Source organism: Flavobacterium sp. xlx-214 (assembly GCF_013874595.1).
In the GTDB taxonomy this organism is placed as follows: Bacteria; Bacteroidota; Bacteroidia; order Flavobacteriales; family Flavobacteriaceae; genus Flavobacterium.
Genome location: NZ_CP059431.1, coordinates 59,351 through 82,401 on the forward strand (window position 1 = coordinate 59,351; position 23,051 = coordinate 82,401).

General features: G+C 29.4%; 21 protein-coding genes, 2 tRNA genes and 1 other RNA gene. 16 read left to right on the forward strand and 8 right to left on the reverse strand.

Going from position 1 to position 23,051, the window contains the following annotated elements; genetic code table 11:
• Positions 1 to 27: 27 nt before the first annotated feature.
• Positions 28 to 882, reverse strand: coding sequence for a glycoside hydrolase family 25 protein (locus H1R17_RS00295; RefSeq protein ID WP_163430515.1), 855 nt, complete (start codon positions 880 to 882; stop codon positions 28 to 30).
• A 98-nt stretch (positions 883 to 980) separates the two neighbouring features.
• Here H1R17_RS00295 and H1R17_RS00300 point away from each other — a divergent pair, with 98 nt between their 5' ends.
• Positions 981 to 1,841: an aldose 1-epimerase family protein gene (locus H1R17_RS00300; protein WP_163430514.1), complete on the forward strand. Its 861-nt coding sequence runs from the start codon at positions 981 to 983 to the stop codon at positions 1,839 to 1,841.
• Here the strand turns inward: H1R17_RS00300 and H1R17_RS00305 are convergent.
• Both H1R17_RS00305 and H1R17_RS00310 read right to left on the reverse strand, forming a co-directional pair.
• Entirely contained in the window at positions 1,828 to 2,409 is a 582-nt protein-coding gene (locus tag H1R17_RS00305) for a DUF5715 family protein (RefSeq protein WP_163430513.1), read from the reverse strand. The genes H1R17_RS00300 and H1R17_RS00305 overlap by 14 nt on opposite strands.
• 66 nt (positions 2,410 to 2,475) lie before the next feature.
• Positions 2,476 to 3,291 carry a hypothetical protein gene (locus H1R17_RS00310; RefSeq protein ID WP_163430512.1) on the reverse strand — a complete coding sequence of 272 codons (816 nt, stop codon included), beginning with the start codon at positions 3,289 to 3,291 and terminating at the stop codon, positions 2,476 to 2,478.
• Between the two features lie 142 nt (positions 3,292 to 3,433).
• Here H1R17_RS00310 and H1R17_RS00315 point away from each other — a divergent pair, with 142 nt between their 5' ends.
• The 4 genes from H1R17_RS00315 to H1R17_RS00330 all read left to right on the forward strand — a co-directional run bounded on the left by H1R17_RS00315 (position 3,434) and on the right by H1R17_RS00330 (position 5,545).
• Positions 3,434 to 4,153, forward strand: a complete 720-nt coding sequence (locus H1R17_RS00315; protein WP_163430511.1) for a head GIN domain-containing protein — start codon at positions 3,434 to 3,436, stop codon at positions 4,151 to 4,153.
• Positions 4,154 to 4,222: 69 nt separating this feature from the next.
• Positions 4,223 to 4,594: a hypothetical protein gene (locus H1R17_RS00320; RefSeq protein ID WP_163430510.1), complete on the forward strand. Its 372-nt coding sequence runs from the start codon at positions 4,223 to 4,225 to the stop codon at positions 4,592 to 4,594.
• A gap of 14 nt (positions 4,595 to 4,608) precedes the next feature.
• On the forward strand, positions 4,609 to 5,340 hold the full coding sequence (locus H1R17_RS00325; RefSeq protein ID WP_163430509.1) for a head GIN domain-containing protein: 732 nt from the start codon (positions 4,609 to 4,611) through the stop codon (positions 5,338 to 5,340).
• A gap of 131 nt (positions 5,341 to 5,471) precedes the next feature.
• A tRNA-Met gene (locus H1R17_RS00330) sits at positions 5,472 to 5,545 on the forward strand.
• Between the two features lie 83 nt (positions 5,546 to 5,628).
• Here the strand turns inward: H1R17_RS00330 and H1R17_RS00335 are convergent.
• Positions 5,629 to 6,453, reverse strand: a complete 825-nt coding sequence (locus H1R17_RS00335) for a glycosyltransferase family 2 protein (protein WP_163430508.1) — start codon at positions 6,451 to 6,453, stop codon at positions 5,629 to 5,631.
• Positions 6,454 to 6,507: 54 nt separating this feature from the next.
• On the opposite strand from H1R17_RS00335, the gene H1R17_RS00340 reads away from it, so the two are divergent.
• Positions 6,508 to 7,593, forward strand: a complete 1,086-nt coding sequence (locus H1R17_RS00340) for a glycosyltransferase family 9 protein (RefSeq protein WP_240453305.1) — start codon at positions 6,508 to 6,510, stop codon at positions 7,591 to 7,593.
• Positions 7,574 to 8,350 carry a glycosyltransferase family 2 protein gene (locus H1R17_RS00345; RefSeq protein ID WP_163430507.1) on the forward strand — a complete coding sequence of 259 codons (777 nt, stop codon included), beginning with the start codon at positions 7,574 to 7,576 and terminating at the stop codon, positions 8,348 to 8,350. Before H1R17_RS00340 ends, H1R17_RS00345 begins: the two co-directional genes overlap by 20 nt.
• Positions 8,351 to 8,364: 14 nt before the next feature.
• Here the strand turns inward: H1R17_RS00345 and H1R17_RS00350 are convergent, their stop codons facing one another.
• On the reverse strand, positions 8,365 to 9,132 hold the full coding sequence (locus H1R17_RS00350; RefSeq protein WP_163430506.1) for a lipopolysaccharide kinase InaA family protein: 768 nt from the start codon (positions 9,130 to 9,132) through the stop codon (positions 8,365 to 8,367).
• Positions 9,133 to 9,134: 2 nt separating this feature from the next.
• Positions 9,135 to 9,920, reverse strand: coding sequence for a glycosyltransferase family 2 protein (locus H1R17_RS00355; RefSeq protein ID WP_163430505.1), 786 nt, complete (start codon positions 9,918 to 9,920; stop codon positions 9,135 to 9,137).
• 90 nt (positions 9,921 to 10,010) lie between these two features.
• Between H1R17_RS00355 and H1R17_RS00360 the strand changes: the two genes are divergently transcribed.
• The 7 genes from H1R17_RS00360 to H1R17_RS00390 all read left to right on the forward strand — a co-directional run bounded on the left by H1R17_RS00360 (position 10,011) and on the right by H1R17_RS00390 (position 21,191).
• Positions 10,011 to 10,937 carry a glycosyltransferase family 2 protein gene (locus tag H1R17_RS00360; RefSeq protein ID WP_163430504.1) on the forward strand — a complete coding sequence of 309 codons (927 nt, stop codon included), beginning with the start codon at positions 10,011 to 10,013 and terminating at the stop codon, positions 10,935 to 10,937.
• A gap of 3 nt (positions 10,938 to 10,940) precedes the next feature.
• On the forward strand, positions 10,941 to 11,888 hold the full coding sequence (locus tag H1R17_RS00365; protein WP_163430503.1) for a hypothetical protein: 948 nt from the start codon (positions 10,941 to 10,943) through the stop codon (positions 11,886 to 11,888).
• An 11-nt stretch (positions 11,889 to 11,899) separates the two neighbouring features.
• The gene (locus H1R17_RS00370) at positions 11,900 to 12,856 is read left to right on the forward strand and encodes a lipopolysaccharide core biosynthesis protein rfaS (RefSeq protein WP_163430502.1); all 957 of its coding nucleotides are present in this window, start codon (positions 11,900 to 11,902) and stop codon (positions 12,854 to 12,856) included.
• 23 nt (positions 12,857 to 12,879) lie between these two features.
• A complete protein-coding gene (locus H1R17_RS00375) occupies positions 12,880 to 14,013 on the forward strand; it encodes a glycosyltransferase (RefSeq protein WP_163430501.1) in 1,134 nt (377 codons plus the stop codon).
• Positions 14,014 to 14,110: 97 nt separating this feature from the next.
• Complete coding sequence (locus H1R17_RS00380) at positions 14,111 to 15,625, forward strand: right-handed parallel beta-helix repeat-containing protein (RefSeq protein ID WP_163430500.1); 1,515 nt, start codon at positions 14,111 to 14,113, stop codon at positions 15,623 to 15,625.
• A 79-nt stretch (positions 15,626 to 15,704) separates the two neighbouring features.
• Positions 15,705 to 19,367: a phosphoribosylformylglycinamidine synthase gene (gene purL / locus H1R17_RS00385; RefSeq protein ID WP_163430499.1), complete on the forward strand. Its 3,663-nt coding sequence runs from the start codon at positions 15,705 to 15,707 to the stop codon at positions 19,365 to 19,367.
• Positions 19,368 to 19,466: 99 nt separating this feature from the next.
• A complete protein-coding gene (locus tag H1R17_RS00390) occupies positions 19,467 to 21,191 on the forward strand; it encodes a T9SS type A sorting domain-containing protein (protein ID WP_163430498.1) in 1,725 nt (574 codons plus the stop codon).
• Between the two features lie 69 nt (positions 21,192 to 21,260).
• On the opposite strand, the gene H1R17_RS00395 is transcribed toward H1R17_RS00390, so the two are convergent.
• Positions 21,261 to 22,334: a glutaminyl-peptide cyclotransferase gene (locus tag H1R17_RS00395; RefSeq protein ID WP_163430497.1), complete on the reverse strand. Its 1,074-nt coding sequence runs from the start codon at positions 22,332 to 22,334 to the stop codon at positions 21,261 to 21,263.
• Between the two features lie 88 nt (positions 22,335 to 22,422).
• Between H1R17_RS00395 and ffs the strand changes: the two genes are divergently transcribed.
• Positions 22,423 to 22,521, forward strand: an RNA gene (ffs, locus tag H1R17_RS00400) — signal recognition particle sRNA small type.
• Between the two features lie 19 nt (positions 22,522 to 22,540).
• Positions 22,541 to 22,765, forward strand: a complete 225-nt coding sequence (locus tag H1R17_RS00405; RefSeq protein ID WP_163430496.1) for a hypothetical protein — start codon at positions 22,541 to 22,543, stop codon at positions 22,763 to 22,765.
• 55 nt (positions 22,766 to 22,820) lie between these two features.
• Here the strand turns inward: H1R17_RS00405 and H1R17_RS00410 are convergent.
• A tRNA-Val gene (locus tag H1R17_RS00410) sits at positions 22,821 to 22,895 on the reverse strand.
• Between the last annotated feature and the right edge of the window lie 156 nt (positions 22,896 to 23,051).

The window sequence follows — 23,051 nt, forward strand, 5'->3', positions numbered from 1 at the left end:
GTATATATCTTTTTAAAAAACTGCTGTTTACTGAATTACAAATTGTTTTAAATCTTGGCGATTGCCTTTAAAGATATTTAAATCGACTTTTGTTTCAATACCGTTAACAGTGCCTTTATCGGTAAACTGCCAAAAATGCCAGTCATCGTTCATTTTTTCACTAAACAAACTGTATTTCGCAATCCAAATTTTATAATCGGGAAAATCGTTTTTTAAATGATGTTCGTAAAAATTCGCACCTGAATAAATAATAGGTTTTACACCGTAATGTTTTTCAACAATAGCAATCCAGTTTTTTAAACCTTCGATCATTTTTTCTTTCGATTGCATTTTTGGAAGTTCTTCAATATCTAAAACAGGAAAAAAATCACCTGCTTCTAAAGGTGTGTTTTTAATAAAATTCAAAGCCTGTAAGGTACTGTTTTCATCAGGTCGGTAATAATGATAAGCGCCACGAACCAGCAATCTACTTTTTGCTTTTTTCCAATTATAACTAAACTTGGCATCAACACCATCAATGCCCATAGTAGTACGCAGAAAAACATAATCAACAGGGAATTTGTGGTATAAAGAATCAATTGCCTTCCAATCAATATCATACTGATAATGTGAAACATCAAAGCCAAATAAATGATCTTTGTGTTTGTCTAAAATCTCAATAGCTCTAAAATCGTGAACCGTAACTTCTTTGCTACCCTCTTTATTAAAAATACTTTCGTAAATATCGGTCACAAAATACTTAATACCATCTCTGTAATGAAATACTACAAACGCTAAAATAAGCATTGTATACGCCAATACATGCCATTTCCATTTAGCAATTTTTGTTTTTTTACGAACCGTTTTTTTACGATTGTATTTTCGCGGTTTTACAGCAGCCATAATTGTATTGCAATTATACAAACACAAATTACGTTTTTATTTTTTTAGTCTACAACAACAAATTTTAAATTATTTTTACAGACTAAATTTTCAAAGAAATGGTTTTAAAGAATGATTTTTTAAAAATTACAATTGATGCTTTAGGTGCCGAGTTAAAAAGTATTCTCACAAAAAATGACGTCGAAATTTTATGGCAAGCAAACCCTGATTTTTGGGCAAAAACAAGTCCTATTTTGTTTCCTATTGTAGGTGGTTTAAAAGACAATTGTTATTATTTTGATAACGAAAAACATCATTTAAACCGACACGGTTTTGCACGTGAAATGATGTTTGAAGAAGAACAAATTTCTGACGAAAAAATAATTTTTACACTTGCAAACTCATCTGAAACTAAAAAAAACTATCCTTTTGAATTTATTTTGCGAGTTATTTATACGCTACAAGAAAACAAACTTTTGTGTACGTATGAAGTTGAAAATCCTTCACAAAACAATTTGTATTTTTCAATTGGCGCACATCCTGCATTTGCATTAGGTAACACGAAAGAAGATTTTGAAGCTTATGAACTTCAATTCAACAATGATACAGAATTAATTTGCAATGAATTAAACAATGGATTAATTTCAGAAAAAACTAAAACTATATCTTTAGAAACCAATACATTACAATTAAAATACGATTTATTTTACAATGATGCATTGGTTTTACAAACCTTGAAAAGCAATGAAATAATACTCTACAACAAAAGCAATAGTTCTAAAATAACTTTTTCTTTTAACGATTTTCCTTATTTTGGAATTTGGTCTGCACCAAATGCAAACTTTATTTGTTTAGAGCCTTGGTGTGGTGTTGCAGATGATATAAATTCTAATCAAAATTTCACTCAAAAAGAAGGAATCATTTGTTTACCAACCAAGGAACAATTTAGTAGAAGTTGGTCGGTACTTATCGAACAATAATATGAAAACAACGCGAATGGCGTTCTTTTACAAAATATATTTTTCCTGAGTTTTGGTATTGTTTTAAAACCGTTTCTAAATGCTTTTCTAATTTAGTGTTTGTGCCTAATTTATGATTAAAACGCACATAAGAAATGTCAAAGGCAGCACCATAACTGTGCGAACTATCGTTAGAAGATGCGTTTGAATTTACTCTACGCAATCGTGCTTGATCTGCATTGGTGCGTGTTAAAGAAGTTACTACAAAAAAACTTTGACCTGCTTTTTTTACAAAATCATTCGCAATATTTTTTAAAACAGTTCTTCCTTTAGGAACTAAGTAAGCGTGACTGTGTGTTAATCTATCAACTCTATAACCATATCCGCGCTGTTTTATAGAAACCAACGTTCCTTTTTTTGCTAACTTATTTAAATGCGCTTTATCTTTTACCAAGGTAACTCCGTGTCTTTTGGCTGCATTTAAATGCGTCATGTATTCTTTTGACGGTTCAGCAGCACCTTTTCGGGTTTGAGCAATGGTAGATAAACTAAAAAACAGTAAAATTAGGGCAGATAAAAAACGGATCATGATTTTCTTTAATTCAAACAAAAATAAAACATATACAGTATAACGACAAAATTATGCGTTAAGTATTTAATTGCTTATTTTATATTGAAAAACCTCTAATAAAAAGTCTTTTTTGGTATCATGAGGTAAATTATCAATAGAACGTACCACAATGTTTTCGCAACTTATAGCTAAATCGGTATGAAAAATCAATAAATAGTAAATATTAAAATGTATTTCGTTTATAGATAAACTCGACAAATATTTAAACAAAAACTCCTCAATAATCTCGTTTTTATCTTCGCCGTTGTCAATTTCCATGTTGTAACTTAGAAATTTAAATACTGTGTTTACATGAAAAACATATTCATCAATAACATTTTCATTAAAAGGAATGTCTTTTTCGTAGGCAAATAAATCGTTTAGCTGGATATTTTTTATGGTGTGATGTGTTTCTTTAAAATGCATAATTCCCACAAAAACATTAGATACTTGATATTTTAACTTCATAGCATCGCCTACGTTAACAGGAACAATGTAATCGCCCTCAAATTTTATTTTTTTGTTAGAATTATTTTCAAGTTTAAACTTTTTTAAACTATCAATTAAATAAATAAAATAAGGCTCTAAAGATTGGCGTATGTTGATTTTTACCTGAAGTTGCAAAATTTCATTCTGCCTTTTATTAAACTCATATTGAATATAAAATGCCATAAAAGTAAAAACAACACTGCAAATACCAATAATTGGCGCAGTGGTACCACCAATGGCATCGCCTAATTCATTTTTTCCTGTTAAATCAATAATCCAACTTTTATGAGTAAATAAAAAAGCAAGCAAAGGCACCATTATTACCATAATTAATGCCATTACAGCTCCCATAAAAACGACTCCTTTTTTCATGCAAACTATTTTGTTTAAAGGTAAAAATTTATTTCAAAAGCAATCTTATTAAAATAAAAACCTACAACCTTTATTTATTTTGCAGTAAATTACATTTTTTATCAAAAACAATAGTACTTTTATTAGCTTAAACAATTAATGTATGAAAAAACTAATATTCTTAAGTGCTCTTTCTATTGCATTTATATCGTGTGTAAAAGAAAAAGAATCGGTAAAACCTTCTGGTAAAATGACAACCGATACTGTAAATGTAGAAATGTACAAAGCACTCATTAATAATTCTGCAGCTTCTGTTGAGATGGATGCTTCTCTTAATAAAAATCAAGTAATTATTTCTGGCGATGAAAATTTTGTTAAAAATTTAAAAATCATTAATAACGAAGGAAATTTAAGTTTAGACAGCAAAAAAGACATTATTTTTACAAAAGGCACAAAACTTACTGTAAAAATCAACAATCCTAACCTAGAAAAAGTAACTATTGCAGGTGTTGGATCTTTTGAAAATAAAAATGCCATCATAAAAAATGATGTAGCTTTTAATATTTCGGGAGCAGGAAACATCGTTGCAAATGTAATAAACACCAAAACCAATGTTTCCGTTTCAGGAGCCGGCAGTGTAACTTTAAACGGCAAAACCAATGACATGACAGCTAAACTTGCTGGCGTTGGTAATCTTGATGCCGAAAAAATGGAGGCAAATGTTGCAACAATTACTATTTCGGGTGCAGGAAATGCTAAAATTAATACTGTTAAAGAAATTGATATTAATATTTCGGGCGTTGGTAATTTAGATTATAAAAAATACCCAAATTTAAGAATCACGAAAAATGTTTCAGGAATTGGAACAATTAATGCTTATTAATTTATTTTAAGAAATTCAATTTTCTTTCAAGCTATTTTATGAATAAGTTTGTGTGTAGTAAAAAAGAAAATGGGCACATTAGTAATAAGTAAAAAAGAAAACAACAAGTATAAATACACCTATAACAACCGTAAAGGAAATACTATTTTTACAAGCAATAGTCAAGAAAGTAAAGCACACTGTATTAGCGAAATTAATATTTTAAGTAGAAACTTTAATAGTATTGATTTTTTACGATACAAAACGCCATCTAACAAATTGTATTTTAAAGTAAGTATAAACGGACATGTTTTAGGATCAAGCAGAAGGTTTACAACACCTTTATTATTAGAAAAAGGATTAAATGATTTAAAAAACAATTTTTTAAAATCGGAAATTTTAGATTTTACCGAAGATGTTTTTGAATCGTTTCCTGAAAATATTTTTGAAGAAGTTAATTAAATAAGATCTTAAGTATGAAAAAAATCATGGCACTACTTATGGTTTCGTTTTTATCGATAACCGCATTTGCCCAACAACCTCAGCAAGAACGCAAAATAAAAGGCAACGGCGTAGTACAAGAAAAAAACCGTAGAGTTGAAAAATACACCAAATTAGTAATTGATGGAGAAGTAATTGTTGAAATTCTAAACAATCCTTTTAAAAACACCATTAGAACAACAGGTGATGGAAATTTACATCAGTTAATACAAGTTAGTGTTGCCAATGGGGTTTTAACTTTAAAACGTAAACCAGGTTTTCAAGTTTCAAACCAAACAGCTCCATTAAAAGTTACGTTAACAACCAAAGATTTAACGGATATTACCATGAATGGTGATAACGGAAGCATTACAAATATGGGAGCGCTTGAAATTTTAAATCTTAGTTTAACCAATACTGGTAATGGAAAAATGAATTTACGTGTTAAAACAGAAGAACTAACTTTAAATACCGAAAACAATGGAGCCATTACAGTAGATGGAAATGCAAACACTGTAAAAATAAATAGTAAAGGTTCTGGCGACATTAATGCAAAAGAACTTTCTAACTTTTATACGGAAATTGAATCATCAGGAAGTGGCAACATATACACCAATACTGTAAATGGAATTGATGGTAATTTAAATGGTTCAGGAAACTTGTATTATCGTGTTACAAAAACAGTAAATGTGCAAGAAAATGCCGAAGGGAAAATAATTAAGGAATAAAAACACATCTTTTAAACAACTCATATACAGAATACTAAAAAAGCACTTAAAAAAAGTGCTTTTTATTTTTTATTTTTCTTTGCAAATAACAAAAAACATACTACATTTGCACTCGTAATAAATAACCAAACGGCGAGGTAGCTCAGTTGGTTAGAGCGCAGGATTCATAACCCTGAGGTCACGGGTTCAACTCCCGTCTTCGCTACAACAAAAAGCGTAACATTTAAAATGTTACGCTTTTTTATTTAACAGTACTCATAAGAAATATATAAAGTAGAAAAGCCAGCTTTATAAGCTGGCTTTTTTTATACCATAATTAGTCCAAATAGCTTTATTTTCTAACGTTTGTTTTCTAATTTCCTTGTTCAAAGCCAGCGCTTTTTCATTAACATAGCCCCTTGCATGATCTAAATGCAAGCAACTTGTACTATATCTAATTTGTTTTCCTTTAATTCCGTAATTCTCTAAACGCTCACCAAGTTCTCTATCCTCACCACCATATTCCATACGCTCATCAAAACCATTAACCGCTAAAATATCACTTAACCACCCAGAAGAATTATGTCCGTTCCAAGAAGGAGTTGTAGGGGTAATAGCGTTTAAAATCTTACTTTTAAAACCTGTAGCCGTTATTTTATTGTTTTTAAACGAATCTTTCATTCCGTTTGCTATCAACCATTTTACATCAAAGCATCTTTTACTTAAAATAGCATCCTTACTAATTAGTTTAGAAAGATCCATTGATAATTTATGGTATCCTCCTGATAAAAATCGTTTTTCTTCTCTTAAATTAAGATGTGTTTCTACAAAATTTGGCATAGGAATACAATCTCCGTCTGTCATGATAACATAATTAGAAGTACATTTATCCAATGCCCTATTTAAAATTTTTGTTTTTTGAAAACCGTTGTCCTCATGCCACACATGAATGATAGGAAAAGTAGTTTCTTCTTGCATTTTTTTGATTAAAGCTTGGGTTTCTAAAGTAGATCCATCATCAGCAATAATCAACTCAAATTCTTGAAATGTTTGAACTGAAAATCCCCAAATTACTTTTTGTAACCATTCTGGCGAATTATAAGTACTAACAATTATTGAAATATTTGGTTTCATGTTAACAAATATAGAGTATTTTAATAATTTTGTAAGCATAACTTTTAATAGGCAATGAAAAAAATTTTGGTAATTCAACAAAAAATGATTGGCGATGTGCTAGTTAGTACTATTTTGTGCGAAACATTGTGCAAGGCATATCCTAATGTACAGGTTGATTACCTTATATATGAAAATACAAAAGCAGTTATTTCTGAAAATAATGGCAACTATAACATCATTCCTTTTAAAAATGAATACAGAGAAAGTAAGTGGGCTTTAATTAAATTTGCATTATCATTAAAAAAAGAAAATTACGATGTAATTATTGATGCTTACTCAAAATTAGAAAGTTGGATAATTGTTGGTTTATCAAATGCTAAAACAAAGATTTCATTTAAAAAGAGCTTTCCTGGGTTTCTTTACACACATTTAATTGATAGACATTTAGAACCTCAAACAAATTTAGGTTTGGTAATAGAGCATCGATTAAAATTATTAGAACCGCTGCATATTAACAAAGAACTTTATGTTACGCATCCCAAAATAGTTGTAACAGAAAATGAAAATCTACAAGCACAAAATCTATTAAAAAAGCATCACATCAATAAAAACAAACCCATTGTAATGATGAATGTGGTAGGAAGTAGCCCTAATAAAACGTATCCTACTCAGCATATGGCTCAGATTATTGATTTTGTTGCGCAAAATGATGTTCAAATACTATTAAACTATACACCCAATCAACTTTCTATTGCTAAAGAAATTTATGAAGCATGTAAAAATGATACAAAATCAAAAATATATTTTGATGCAGTTGCAGGCAGTTTAAGAGGTTTATTAGCTTTATTAAATCAGTGTACCTTTATAATTGGAAACGATGGAGGCACCATGAATATGGCAAAAGCGTTAAACAAACCTACATTTATCATTTTTTCGCCTTGGATTGAAAAAATTGCTTGGAGTACTTTTGAAGATGGTAAAAAACACATTTCTGTACACTTAAATGATTATAAACCAGATCTTTTTAAAAACAAAACACTAAAACAGATTAAAAAGGAAAACAATCTGCTTTATAATTTATTTTTACCTAGTTTTTTTACTAATTTGCTAACTCATTTTATACTGCATAATTTGATTGATGATTACTCTGAAAAATAATAAACTTACCGCTTTAGTAATTACCCTAAACGAAGAAAAAAACGTTAGGGAGCTTATGCATAATTTAGATTTTGCAGATGAAATCATTGTAGTTGATTCTTACAGTACTGACAAAACACTTGATATCTTAGCCGAATTTAAAAATGTAAAAGTATACCAACATTCTTTTAATAATTTTTCGGAACAGCGTAATACAGCTATGCAATATGCATCTAACAATTGGGTGCTTTTTATTGATGCTGACGAACGTATTTCTGAAGATTTAAAGTCTGAAATTTTAACTACTATTCAATCAAACAATACGCAAAGAGGTTACTTTATAAAACGTAAGTTCTATTTTTTTAATACGCCTGTTCATTTTTCAGGATTGCAAAGTGATAAAAATTTACGCTTATTTAAAAAAGAGAATGCTTTTTACACCGGTTTAGTTCATGAAAAATTGAATTTCACTGAAAACGTTGGTACTTTATCATCTTATTTAATTCATTATTCTTATACACATCACGAGCATTTTAAAGAAAAAGTGTTCTATTACAATAGATTAAAAGCTATTGAAAAGGTAAAAAACAATAAAAAGCCAAATACTTTTATAGCTAACCTTCATCCTTTTTATACTTTTTTAAACAGATATTTCTTTCGATTAGGGTTTTTAGATGGAAAAAAGGGATTTATTATTTGCAGTATTTATTCAAAAGGTATTAAAGAACGATATAAGGAAATTAATAAACTATTGAAAAGTAAAAAAGGTAAAATATAAATATTTCACCTTTTTTACTTTTTCCAAAATTTTATTTTTTTCTTTAAACGTTGTTTTCTATGAAATTTTGCTTGAAAATCAGTTGTACTTTTCCAAAGTAACTCAAAAATTTCTTGCTCGGTTTTTGTTTTATACAATTTGGCATATTCATTTGCCATAACTTCAACCATTTCTTTTTTAGGAGTTAATCGTCTTAAATTATGCATTCTTAATTCAAACGATAGATGATTATGAAACTCCATTCTATTTAAATCAACCAAATAAAAAGAATACAAACCATTGTCTTTAACTTGTATTAATGTATTTCCTGGTGAATGATCTTTAAATTCAATACCAGCCTCATGCATTTGAAAGCAAAAACGGGTAAAGGCTCTTAAAATAACTTCGTGATTTTCTAATAATGGATTTACAACTAAATCTCTATAAGTATATTCAGTAGCAATATGTTCACAAACGTAAAAGCTTTTACCTAATCCTACTCCACTATTAAATTCGGCATACGCAATAGGAAAAGGGGTACCAATTTTTTTATTGATTAGCTTTAAAGCGTATTGATATGAACGTTTTGCTTTAGAATTACGAATGTACTTATACACAATTCTATTAATAAAGTTGGGCGTTTTAAAAGCTTTGATATTGAGTTGAAACTCATTAACTGGAAAAATTTTGATGGTGTTTCTACTACCTTTAACCAATAGTTCTCCTTTTGTATCAAAATCATCAATACTTTTTAAAATATCCTTTTGTATATTTTTAAAATTATCGTGAACTATAAATTTCATATCTATAAATATTGCGAAACACCTTTATTGGCTTTAATTATTTTTTCTTGAATGGATTTATTCTGAATAGCATCGTTTTCATTTAATCTATCGCGTTTGTTTTCAGGATGATAAATATGATATACAATACCAACATATCTTAAACGTTTGGCGAAAACACCTTTATTCCCCATGCGAATAACCAAATCACTATCCTCTCTACCCCATCCTTCAAAATCTTCATTATATCCGTTAACATCAATAAAATCTTGTCGCCAAAACGATACGTTACAACCTCTAAATTTAGATGAAAACTCTTTATGTGGTTTATTAAATTTTGATAGAAAAATGCTATGAATTGTTCTAGATCTTTTTTTGATGTTTTTAGAAAAATAGTGAAATTTAGTTTGCTGTTTACTAAATATTTCTGGAAGTGCATGCTTTATTATAGTGGCACGTGTGCCGTACAAATACATGTTTTTCTGAACATTTGCTTTATGATCTTCAATAAAACGGGGATGCATAATACAATCACCATCAATTTGAATAATATAATCGGCTGAAGAAGTCGCTACCGCTTTGTTTAAAACAATGGCTTTTCTAAAACCTTTATCTTCATGCCAAACATGCTTTACAGGCACTTTGATATGTTGAGCAAATGTATCAATCAGTGCTTTTGTTTCTAATTTAGAACCGTCGTCAGCAATTAAAATTTCGTCTGGTAAAACCGTTTGTTCACTTATACTTTTAAAGATAAGTTGCAAAGCCTCTGGCCAATTATAGGTTGATATTAATAAAGCTGTTTTCATTTACAAATTTACTATTGCAAATATAGATTATATGCAGTTTAAACTAGGTAAGATTTAGTTTTTTATTTATTTTTACCCAAAAAACATAATATGTTAAATATTTCTGTTGTTATTATCAATTACAATTCAAGTAAATATACTATTAAATGCGTTGAAAGTATTTTACAAAAAACAGATCATAGTTTAAATTATAAAATTTATGTTGTTGATAATAATTCTGAAATTAATGATTTTATCTCTTTAAATAAATATTTTAATGATAATCCTAATCCAAAAACTGTTTTATGCAGAAGTACTATTAATAAGGGCTTTGGAGGCGGAAACATGTTTGGTTATGAATTAGCAGAACCATCAGAGTATGTTGCCTTTGTAAATAATGACACCCTATTTTTAAATGATTGTTTATCAGAGCTATATCAATTCATTAAAAAAAATCATTCTGTTGGTATAGTAGGTGGCCAAAGTTTTAATGAAAATGGAAAAGAAATAATATCTTTTGATCATTATGCAAGTACAACGCGACAAATATTTGGAAGAAAATTTTTAGAATTAATAAATCCTAAAGATAAACCTACAAGAAAAAAATCATATGCAGAACCTTTAAAAGTAAATACTGTTTCTGGAAGTTTTATGCTTATTAATAGTAACGATTTTAATACAATTGGAGGGTTTGATGAACATTTATTTTTATATTATGAAGAAACCGATGTTTGTTTACGTTTAAAAAAAGTAAATAAAGATTGTTTTTTAGTACCTAACGCTCATTATTTACACTATCATGGTGCAAGTACACAAGCTAGTATTGCAATTAAAAAAGAACTAAAAATCTCATTAATTTATTTGGTACAAAAACATTATGGTTGGTTGAGCAAAAAAGTACTTTTAAGCTATTTAGTAACAAGCTCTTTTTTTGCAAGCATACTAAAACCTAGCAAATGGTCGTTCTTTACTTTATATTTGCAAGGTGCTCCTCTCTCAAAATCATTAAAAAACAAACAAAAAATAACCAAAATATAATTTATGAAAATAACCATTGTAGCTTTTGACCTATGGGGTTTTAATAAAAAAATTGCCGAACATTTAATTGATAATGGTCATGAAGTTACTTTTTTAGATCTTAATTCAATAAAATATATTTATAAAAGTACATGGCATCGTATCGGTAATTTTTTAAGTAAAGTGTTTTTAGGTAAAAACATTAAAAAAGATTACCGTAACAGAACTTTAATTAAAATGATTGCCGATTTACCTAAACAAGACCATGTTTTAATTGTTAATCCAAGTTTGTTTAGAAAAGATATTCTTGCTTTATTACGAGAAAAGACAAATCAATTTATTGCTTATAATTATGATTCTTTGGCAAGAATTCCTTTACCTGAAAATCATAATACACTTTTTAATAAAATTTTTTCATTTGATATAAATGATGTTTCAAGTAACAACGAATTATCATTATTAACAAATTATATTTATTTAGATAAAAACATCAACGAAAATCCTAAAAACAAAGCTTTTATGATATTATCAAAATCGCTTGAACGGGAAATTATACTGAGTAAAATAGCAGACATTTTTGATAAAAAAAATTTAAACTATGAATTTATTGTTGCAAATCCGGCAACTAAAAAAGTAAATAAAAAAATTCATTTAACTGAACAACATGTAAAACTAGACATAGTTGTAGAAAAAATGAAAGATGCTGAAATATTAATTGATTTAGTACGCCAAAATCAAACTGGGTTAAGTTTTAGAATTTTTGAAGCCATGGCTTTAAACAAGAAAATTATTACAAATAACCAAACTATAAAACAATACGATTTTTATAATGAGCATAATATTTTAGTAATTAATAATGAAAACTTTACAATTCCCGATTCATTTTTAAACTCAAAATATCAACCATTACCTGAAGATCTTTACAAAAAATACACTTTAGAAAACTGGGTGGCTGTTGCCTTTAATTTTTAATACATTTTACCATGAAGCAAAACTTATTGTTTTTTGCACCAAATCATTTTGATATTGATCTTGTTATATTAAATCAGTTAAAAGAAACTGATCAATATAACGTTGTTAAAATAGACCCTAAAAGTTATCAATATAAAAATAGGTTTGAACAAGTATTAAATCTTTTAGGAAAAGTATTTTTAAAAAAAACATTCAAAAAAGATTGGAAAGCAAAACAACAATTAAACCATATTAATCAATACACTAATTACGATGTATGTTTAATTTTTAGACCAGATTTACTGCATACTTCTGTACTAAAATTTATACAAGCTAATGTTAAATCGCGCAAAGTAGTTTATTGGGATAGCTTTGATAAAATACCAAAATTAAAAGAGACTGTAACTTATTTTAATGAATATTATAGTTTTGAAGAAGACGATTGTTCAAAATATAATTTTACCAAGATATCAAATTTTTATATTCATAAAAGTTCTGATGCCTTACCTGTACATGACGCTTTCTTTTTTGGATCAAAAGATGCAAGATTAAATAATGTAATAAAAATAATAACTTATTTAAAAGAAAAAAACTGGAATGCTAAAGCGTTAATTGTAGCCAAAAAAACTAAATCAAAATCAAAACCTATCACAGCAGAAGGTGTAAAAATTACTGAAACAAGCACCCCTTTTTCTCAAATTTATAAGTATAGTGAAAATACTAAAATAGTTATTGATATTGCCCACCCTAACCAAAAAGGTTTATCAATGCGTCCTTATGAATGTGTAGGTTTAGAACGAAAATTGATAACTAACAATGCAGAAATTAAGAAATATGATTTCTTTAATCAAAATAACATTTTCATAATTGACAATTTTGATAATTTAAACATACCAGATTCATTTCTAAGTATTCCTTATCAAAAACTACCTGAACACATTTATAAAAAATACCATATTAGTAATTGGTTGAATTTTATTTTAAATTAATAATTATTGCTTAACTGCTTATTATGCCAAAAAAAATATTATTTGTTTTACATGAAGATTCTCAATCTGGCGCTCCTAAGGCTTTGCTTTCTTTTCTTACTTTCTTAAAATTAAAATATCCTACTGAATTTATTATAGATGTTTTTGTTTTACACTCAATTGGAGGTATAGAAAAAGAACTTAAAAGTGTAGCTAATAATTTTTATAAAAAAACTAGAAAAAAAACGTTTTTTGGCAAAATGTTTAAATCTGCTAATTATGACACTTTAAAATTGCAATTGCTTAATAAATATGATTTAATTTACGGAAATACCATTGTTACATTAAAAGAAATTTCTAAAATAAAAAAGAAATATAACAATGTAAAAACAATTATGTATGTACATGAAAGTCAATATCTATGTTCACTATATCTTGAAAAAGAGGAAGCTACAGAGCAATTTAAATATGTAGATAAAATTTTATCTGTTGCGCATTTTTCAGCTAATAATCTTATTAAAAAATATGGCGTTTCTAATGAAAAGATCTCAATTATTAGACCAACTATAAATAAAGAAACACCAGAATCAAATAATCCAATTAAAGCAAATTATACTAATTACGATTTAATTTTAGCTAATATAGGACATCCTAACCTTACAAAAGGTACCGATTTAATTCCACAAATAGCAAATATACTTCGTGTTAGAAATCCTCATCTTAAATTTAAAATTCTTGTTGTTGGTGTTCTAAACAATAATGAATACTTAAAAGCTATAAAATTAGATATTGATAAATTAAATTTAGATGATTATATAGAATTAATTCCTCATACACCTGTTCCTCAAAATTATATGGATATTTCAAATGGGTATTTAATTATGTCAAGAGAAGATTCGTTTACCTTAATGGGAATACAAGCAGCTTTGTTTAATAAACCAATTGTTACCTTTAATAAAAATACTGGATTAACAGAAGTTCTAGATGAAACTTGTACTTTTCAAGCAGATTATTTAAACATTCAACAATTTGTAGAACAAATAGAATTAATTTATAAAAATCCTGATTTGGTACAACAAAAAACTTTGTTAGCTAAGCAAAAATGTGATGAACTGCTAGATTTTGAAAAATCAAATCAAAAACATTTTGAAATAATATCAAATTTTATCAAAAGCTAAATATTCTCAAAACAAAACAATTAATCATGAAGTAAATCAATAATTTCTTTATCTTTAAGTTGTAAAATGTTTAAACAAAACATAAAAGCATTACAAAATGAAACTACTCTTTAAAATAATTGTCTTTGTTAGCATCATCATTTTTTCATCTTGCCGAGATGATTTTAAGTTTGAGCCATCTTCTGGTTCCGAATTAACTTTCTCTAAAGACACTGTATATTTAGATACCATTTTTACCAATATAGGCTCTAGCACTTACAATTTAAAAGTGTACAATAAAAGCAATAAAGACATTAAAATTCCGTCAATACGTTTAGCAAAAGGCGAAAGTTCTAACTTTAGACTAATGGTTGATGGTATGGCAGGTAAAAACTTTGAAAACGTAGAGTTATTGGCCAATGATAGTCTTTTTATTTTTGTTGAAACCACAGTAGATATCAAACAACAAACAAAAGGAAAAGAATTTTTATATACCGATGAAATTTTGTTTCAATCTGGATCTAATCAGCAAAAAGTAAATTTGGTTACCTTGGTTAAAGATGCCATTTTCTTGTACCCACAAAAATTTCAAGATGGCACTTATGAATATCTTAATATTAATGACGAAAAAATTTATGGTTTCTTTTTAGATGAAAACGATGCAATTAACGGCAATGAGTTAGAGTGGAATAATGAAAAACCATATGTAATTTATGGTTATGCAGCGGTTCCGCCAAATAAAACATTAACAATTGGTGAGGGATCTCAAATACATTTTCATCGAAATTCGGCTTTATTAGCATATCCAAATTCGCAAATAAATGCTTCTGGAAGTATTGAAAACCCAATTATTTTTCAAGGTGATCGTTTAGAACCTAGTTTTGAGAACACAGAGGGGCAATGGGATATGATTTTGCTTGGTGAAAAAAGCAAAGGATCATTAAAAAATGTATTGATAAAAAATGCAACTATAGGTTTAAATATCAATGCAACTACAGAAGCCATAAACCTAGAAAACATTCAAATTTACAACTGTTCTAATTATGGTATAGTTGGCTATAAAGCAAACATTTTAGGAAAAAACATTGTAACCAATAATATTGGCAAAGCTGCTTTAGCACTCACTAACGGTGGTAATTATGACTTTACGCATTGTACTTTTGCTAATTATTTTAGTCGCCAAAATCAAACAACTGTAAGCATTGACAATGGCAATGGTAGTAATGAATTTGCTTTGCAAGCACACTTTAAAAATAGCATTATTTATGGAAATACAGGAGAATCCTTATTGTTATATCCTTCAAAAGAAACCACTAATTTTAATGTTAAATTTGAGAATTGTTTGATTAAATTTTTTAACACAGGAAACCGTTTTGCTACTACATTTCCTTATGATTTTTCTAATACAACTTATTTCAACAATTGTACCATTGCAAAAAATAGCATAGAAAACCTACCTTATTTTTTCAATACACAAAAAAATGAAATGATGATAACTGATAAAGCTACATCAATAATTAATAAAGGAAATCAATTATTCTCACAACAAATTCCGCAAGATATTTTAGGTAAAAATCGTTTATCAACACCCGATTTAGGAGCTTATCAACATGTAAGTTCTTCTACCGATTAAAATTGCGAATCTGATAATTTAGTATTATTTTTGTTTCTTTATTTATTACAACTAACACAACACAACAAACCTTTATACGATGATTCAATTTTTTGAAAATGCGTCTGGTACGGTTTACGCTGTACAAACATCTTTTCCTTTAAATTCAGAAGATAGTACCAAATTAAATTGGTTATTTGGAAATGCTTCTCAAATTGAAACTGCAACCATAAACAACACTTTTGTGGGTCCACGTGCGGCTATGATTACGCCTTGGAGTACTAATGCAGTAGAAATTACGCAAAACATGGGAATTAATGGAATTATCCGTATTGAAGAATTCCAAAAAGTAGATGATCAATTTTCTGAATTTGATCCAATGATCTCTCAAAAATTTGCAGCATTATCGCAAGATATGTTTACAGTAAATATTGAGCCTCAAGCTATTTTAAAAATTGAAAATATTGCCGCTTACAACCAACAAGAAGGTTTGGCTTTAAGTGATGAAGAAGTTGCATATTTAAATAATGTTGCTGCTAAAATTGGTAGAAAATTAACCGATTCTGAAGTATTTGGTTTTTCACAAGTAAATTCAGAGCATTGCCGTCACAAAATTTTCAATGGAACTTTTGTTATTGATGGTATTGAGCAACCAACTTCATTATTTAAATTAATTAAAAAAACATCTGAAACAAACCCTAATGGAATTGTTTCGGCATATAAAGATAACGTAGCCTTTGTAAAAGGACCAAGAGTTACGCAATTTGCTCCAAATTCGGCAGATAAGCCTGATTTTTATTCAGAAAAAGAGTTTGATTCTGTTATATCATTAAAAGCAGAAACACACAACTTCCCTACTACTGTTGAGCCATTTAACGGTGCTGCAACAGGTTCTGGAGGCGAAATTCGTGACCGTTTAGCTGGTGGTCAAGGTTCATTACCATTGGCAGGAACGGCAATTTACATGACTTCTTATTCGCGTTTAGTTGATGACCGTGAATGGGAAAATGGCATGAACGAACGTAAATGGTTATACCAAACTCCAATGGATATCTTAATAAAAGCTTCAAACGGAGCTTCAGATTTTGGTAACAAATTTGGTCAGCCATTAATTACAGGATCGGTTTTAACTTTTGAGCATGAAGAAAACAATCGTAAAATTGGTTACGATAAAGTAATTATGCAAGCAGGTGGTATTGGTTATGGTAAAGAAAATCAAGCTAAAAAACACGAACCTAAAGAAGGAGATCAAATTGTTATTTTAGGTGGTGAAAACTACCGTATTGGTATGGGTGGTGCTGCAGTATCATCTGCAGATACAGGTGCTTTTGGATCTGGAATTGAGTTAAACGCTATTCAACGTTCAAACCCTGAAATGCAAAAACGTGCAGCAAATGCGGTACGTGGTATGGTTGAAGCTGATATCAACCCAATTGTATCTATTCACGATCACGGTGCTGGTGGACACTTAAACTGTTTGTCAGAATTAGTTGAAAATACTGGTGGATTAATCGATTTAGACAAATTACCTGTTGGGGATCCTACTTTATCTGCAAAAGAAATCATCGGTAACGAATCGCAAGAGCGTATGGGATTGGTTATTGGTAAAAACGATATTGATACTTTAAAACGTGTTGCAGATCGCGAACGTTCTCCAATGTACAATGTGGGTGAAGTAACAAATAATCATCGTTTTACATTTGAATCAGCTTCAAACGGAGCAAAACCAATGGATTTTGCTTTAGAAGATATGTTTGGTTCATCACCAAAAACCATTATGAACGATGAAACTATTACCTATAATTACGCTGAATTAGAATACGAAAAAGAAGAAGTATACAATTATTTAAACCAAGTTTTACAATTAGAAGCGGTTGCTTGTAAAGATTGGTTAACTAATAAAGTAGACCGTTGCGTAGGTGGTAAAGTAGCAAAACAACAATGTGTTGGTCCGTTACAATTACCATTAAACAACGTTGGTGTGATGGCTTTAGATTTTAAAGGCAAAGAAGGTATTGCAACAACCGTTGGGCACTCACCTATTACTGCTTTGGTTGATCCTGTTGCAGGAAGTAGAAATGCAATTGCAGAATCTTTATCAAACATCGTGTTTGCTCCTATCAAAAATGGTTTAGAAGGTATTTCATTATCTGCTAACTGGATGTGGGCTTGTAATAATAAAGGTGAAGACGCTCGTTTATACGAAGCAGTTAAAGGATGTTCTGATTTTGCTATTGAATTAGGAATCAATATTCCAACAGGAAAAGATTCTTTATCAATGAAACAAAAATATCCTGATGGCGATGTTATTGCTCCAGGAACGGTAATTATTTCGGCTGCAGGTAACTGTTCAGATATTACAAAAGTAGTAGAACCTGTTTTATCAAAAAGCGCTGGTTCAATATATTACCTCAACTTATCTAAAGATAAACTTAAATTAGGAGGTTCTTCATTTGCACAAATTTTAAACAAAATTGGCAACGATGTTCCTACCATAAAAGATGCTTCTTATTTCAAAAAAGCATTTAATACTATTCAAGAATTAATTAATAATGACCAAATTGCTGCTGGGCACGATGTTGGTTCTGGTGGTTTAATTACTACATTATTAGAAATGTGTTTTGCTGGCCATAATTTAGATGCCGATTTAGATTTAACTGGCTTAAACGAACCGGACATTATTAAAGCTTTATTCAACGAAAACATTGCTGTTGTTTTACAAGCGAAAAATGATGCTACTTTTGAAAGCAAAATGGCTGCCAACGGAATTGAATTTGTTAAAATTGGTGTTCCATCAGAAGGTCATGAATTGAAATTAGTTTTCGGAAACGATTTCTACAACTTCAATATCAATGAATTACGTGACACTTGGTTTATAACATCATACTATTTAGATAAAAAACAATCTAAAAACGGCACTGCTCGTGAGCGTTTAATCAATTATAAAAAGCAACCTTTACATTTTACATTTCCGTTACAGTTTAAAGGTAATAAACCAGAAGCAGTAACTAGCAGACCAAAAGCGGCTATTATTCGTGAAAAAGGATCAAATTCTGAACGTGAAATGGCAAATGCTATGTATTTAGCTGGATTTGATGTTAAAGATGTTCACATGACTGATTTAATTGAAGGTAGAGAAACATTAGAAGATATTCAATTTATTGGTGCTGTTGGTGGATTTTCAAACTCAGATGTTTTAGGATCGGCTAAAGGTTGGGCAGGTGCTTTTATGTACAATGAAAAAGCAAATACAGCATTGAAAAATTTCTTTGCTCGCCCTGATACTATGTCGGTTGGTATTTGCAATGGTTGTCAATTGTTTATGGAATTAGAGCTGATTAATCCAGAACATGAAGTTCATGGTAAAATGGCACATAATACTTCTCAAAAACATGAATCTAACTTTGTATCTGTAAAAGTTCAAGAAAACAATTCAATTATGTTATCCACTTTAGCAGGAACAACCTTAGGAGTTTGGATTTCGCATGGTGAAGGAAAATTTAAATTACCATATAGCGAAGACCAATACAACATTATAGCTAAGTATGCGTACAATGCTTACCCAGCTAACCCAAATGGTTCTGATTTCAACACTGCTATGATGTGTGATAAAACAGGTCGCCATTTAGTAACAATGCCACATATTGAACGTTCTGTATTTCCATGGAACTGGGCTCATTATCCGGCAAACCGCAAAGACGAAGTAACCCCTTGGGTTGAAGCATTTGTTAATGCAAGAAAATGGATTGAAAGTAATAAGTAATAAAAAAGCCTCAGAAATTCTGAGGCTTTTTTATTAAGTAATTAAATTATAAATTATTTAACATTTTTTTATATATTTATAACAATAAAATATACCATTATGATAAAGAATTTTACTTTTATACTCTTAATTCTTGCTTCCTCTAATTTGTTTTCTCAAGCATTATTTGATAGAACCTGGGGAAGTGGTTCTCTAAACACACCTAGACTGAGAATTGCTGAACCTAGACTAGATACAAATGAATTGTATCATGTAAGAGAAATTGCAGGATTAACTTTTGGAGAAATTTATGTTCACAATAAAGACAATGGTACTACAAATTTATTTTACAGATTTCCACAGACACATTTAAACCCTTACAAAAATATTGTAATTGTTGAGAATTTAAAATTTGATAACAACAATAATTTAATAGTAAGTGGTAGAACACAAAACCCTGATTTAGGAACTTTGGGAACTTATAGTTCAATACCAATAATAGGTCATTTTAGTGGTTATTCATTTATTGCAAAGTTAGATTCTAATGGTACATTATTATGGTTTACTTACTTTCATCACTTAAGTCAAGGTAAAAAAAGTCTTGCGGTTGATGTAAATAATGACATTTATGTATTAAACGAAAGAGACAAAAATGATGTACTATCACCTTCTTACTTTCAAAATACAGGTAACACATCAACTAGTCCGTATCAAGAAGTTATAAGTAAAATGAGTTCTAATGGAAAACACATTTGGAGCACCTTTTATTGTAGTTCTGATTCTGAAATTAATAGTATTGCAGCAGGGGCCGATGGATTATATGTATATGGCAGTTATAAAGGAGTAGATACATCAAATAAATATTTTAGCACTAAAGGTTGTTTTCAGGAATTTCCAAGTGGAATTTCTTTTGTTAATGATATTTCAACAGTATTCTTGTCTAAGTTCGGATTTAACGGTAAAAGACTTTGGAGTACTTATTTTGGGCAAGAAATAAGCAAAGCACCAATAGATACTTATTACGGTTACCCTCAGTCTTTAGTAACAATTGGTAATGATGCTTACATATTAACAGAAAACAAATCTCAATTCTTTAACAATCAAAAGAAAGTCAGCACTGCCAATATATATCTAGTTAACCCTCCCTATGGTGACACCAATAATACTTTAACAAAATTTAATGGTGATGGAACAAGAGCTTGGACAACATATTTGTATGCGGGTGATTGCTTACTTAAAACAGCGCAAAATGATTTACTTCTAAGCGCAAACATGGATGTTACCAATCCAAATATTAATAAAATAACAACACCAAACGCTTACCAATCTACACATGGTGGAAAAACAGATGTTTATTCCTCAATTATCTCAAATGATGGAAAATCTTTAAAGTATGGTTCTTTCTATGGTTTTGATGCTAATGACAATGGCGTAACATTTGCAACAAAAAGCGGTTATTTTGTATACGGATATTCTATTGCAAATTCAAGCATTAATAGCCCATTCTCTACTTCTAACGAATCGTTAGGAGGAAATGCGGCTGGAGGTTTTTGGGGAAATTTTACAGGCTTCTTTATAGCTAAAACATTAAATATTAAAGAAAATTCTGAAGATCAAAAATTTAGCATTTACCCTAATCCTGTATCCGATATTTTGTATATAGAATGTGAGGATTCTTTGGTTGAAAATAGTTCATTTTCTATCTATACTGCTAATGGTAAAAAAGTCCTTCATCAGAAATCTGCTTTAAAAGAAATTAATGTTGCTAACTTAAGCTCAGGAATATATATATTACATATAGAAACTAATAACGCAACTCAGTCAATTAAATTTATAAAGAGATAAAAAAAGCTTAAATATTGAAGCTTTTTTTATCTCTTTATATAACATTATAAAATAATCTCAGTATTAAAATTATTTATTAATTTTTATTTCAAACATCTTGTCCCAGTTCTTTCCTGTAACAAAGAAAGTATTTGTCTTTTTATTATAAGCAATACCGTTCAAAACATCTAAATCAGGATGTTGGGTAACTTTGCTTTTTAAATCGCTCATATCAATAACGGCAACAACAGTACCATCTGGTTTAAAAATCCCGATTGCATCTTGTCCATAGAAATTAGCATAAATTTCGCCGTTTACCCATTCTAATTCGTTTACACTTGGAACAGTTCTATCAGTTAATGAAACAGTGAAATAATCCACTTTTTTAAACGTAGCAGGATCTAATTTATAAACTTTATCAGTTCCATCCGTCATAAATAAATGCGTACCATCATTAGTTAATCCCCAACCTTCCATTTTTTGAAAATAAGGCAATGTTTGCTCTTTTTCAAAGGTATCTATGTTGTAAACATATCCTTCATGATTTTGATACGTTAATTGATACAACTTATTATTTAAAACGGTAGCGCCTTCTCCAAAAATAGTATCATCCAATTCTTTTATTTTTACAACTTCGCCAGTTTTAGGATTTACTTTACGAATACTAGATTTACCTCTAGTACGCGTTCCTATTCCTTCGCCATTACCCGTACTTTCAATTAAAATATCGCCATAGAACTCTAATCCCTGAGTGTACGCTTTTATATCATGCGGATACGTATTTACAATAGTATAGGTATAAATTGCCGGTGTAACATCTGTAAAAATATTCACTTGGCTTGTAGCTTCAAAAGTATCTTTACCTTTATATGCAACCGCTTTTATATTTTGAGATCCGTATTTTTGATTGTTTAAATTGAATTTTAAAGCATCATTTGCTTTTACAGAACCAATTTTTACATCATTGATAAAATATTGAACTGAATCAAATCCAGTATTCTTATCATCTTTTAATTGCAAAACAATAGGTTCATTTAAGCTATAAGTCTGTTTTAGCTGCGTTGTATCAATTAAAACAGAACTATTTTCATTTTTTTTATCATCGTTGCAAGTAACAAACAAAAGCGATAAAGCAAAGACTGTTAGATATTTATATTTTTTCATTGGTTGATAAATTTATACTACAAGTATACAAACCTTTTTTAATTTCGCAAAAGGCTTGCTAAAATATAATTTGTTTGTATATTTGCAACGGCAAGTCCTACACGACCAGCTCCTGCAGACTCCTCCAGGGTGGGAACGCAGCAAAGGTATGTGGTTGTAGCGGTGCGATGTAGGTCGCTTGCCTTTTTTTGATCAACCTACTTTGGTTGATTTTTTTTATTTATATAAAAGATGCTGATATTACAAATAAAATAAACGCATTGCCAAATACTACTTCTTCAAACAAAAAGCGCAACGAATTAATGGAAAGTAAAAAAGCAGTTTATAACAATGCTTTAAACTATTATAAACAAGCTCAAAAAATCAACAATAAAGATATTGGTTTAAAAGAGTTGGTTACTCAAATAGAATTGTTTTTAAAGGATAACTAGTTATCCTTTAAAAACAAAAAAAGACTGTAATAATAATTACAGTCTTTTTTTATTGTGGGCGATGAGGGGTTCGAACCCCCGACCCCCTCGGTGTAAACGAGGTGCTCTGAACCAGCTGAGCTAATCGCCCTTTTTATTACGATGCAAAATAAAGAAATTTTATTTTTAATTCCTAATGAATTTTAAATTTTATTTTTCTATTTTGAGAACGTCTTTTTGATTTTTTTACTGATGCAAATATAGTGTAACTTTCTCCATATTTGCAACATTTTTAGCAACTTTTTAC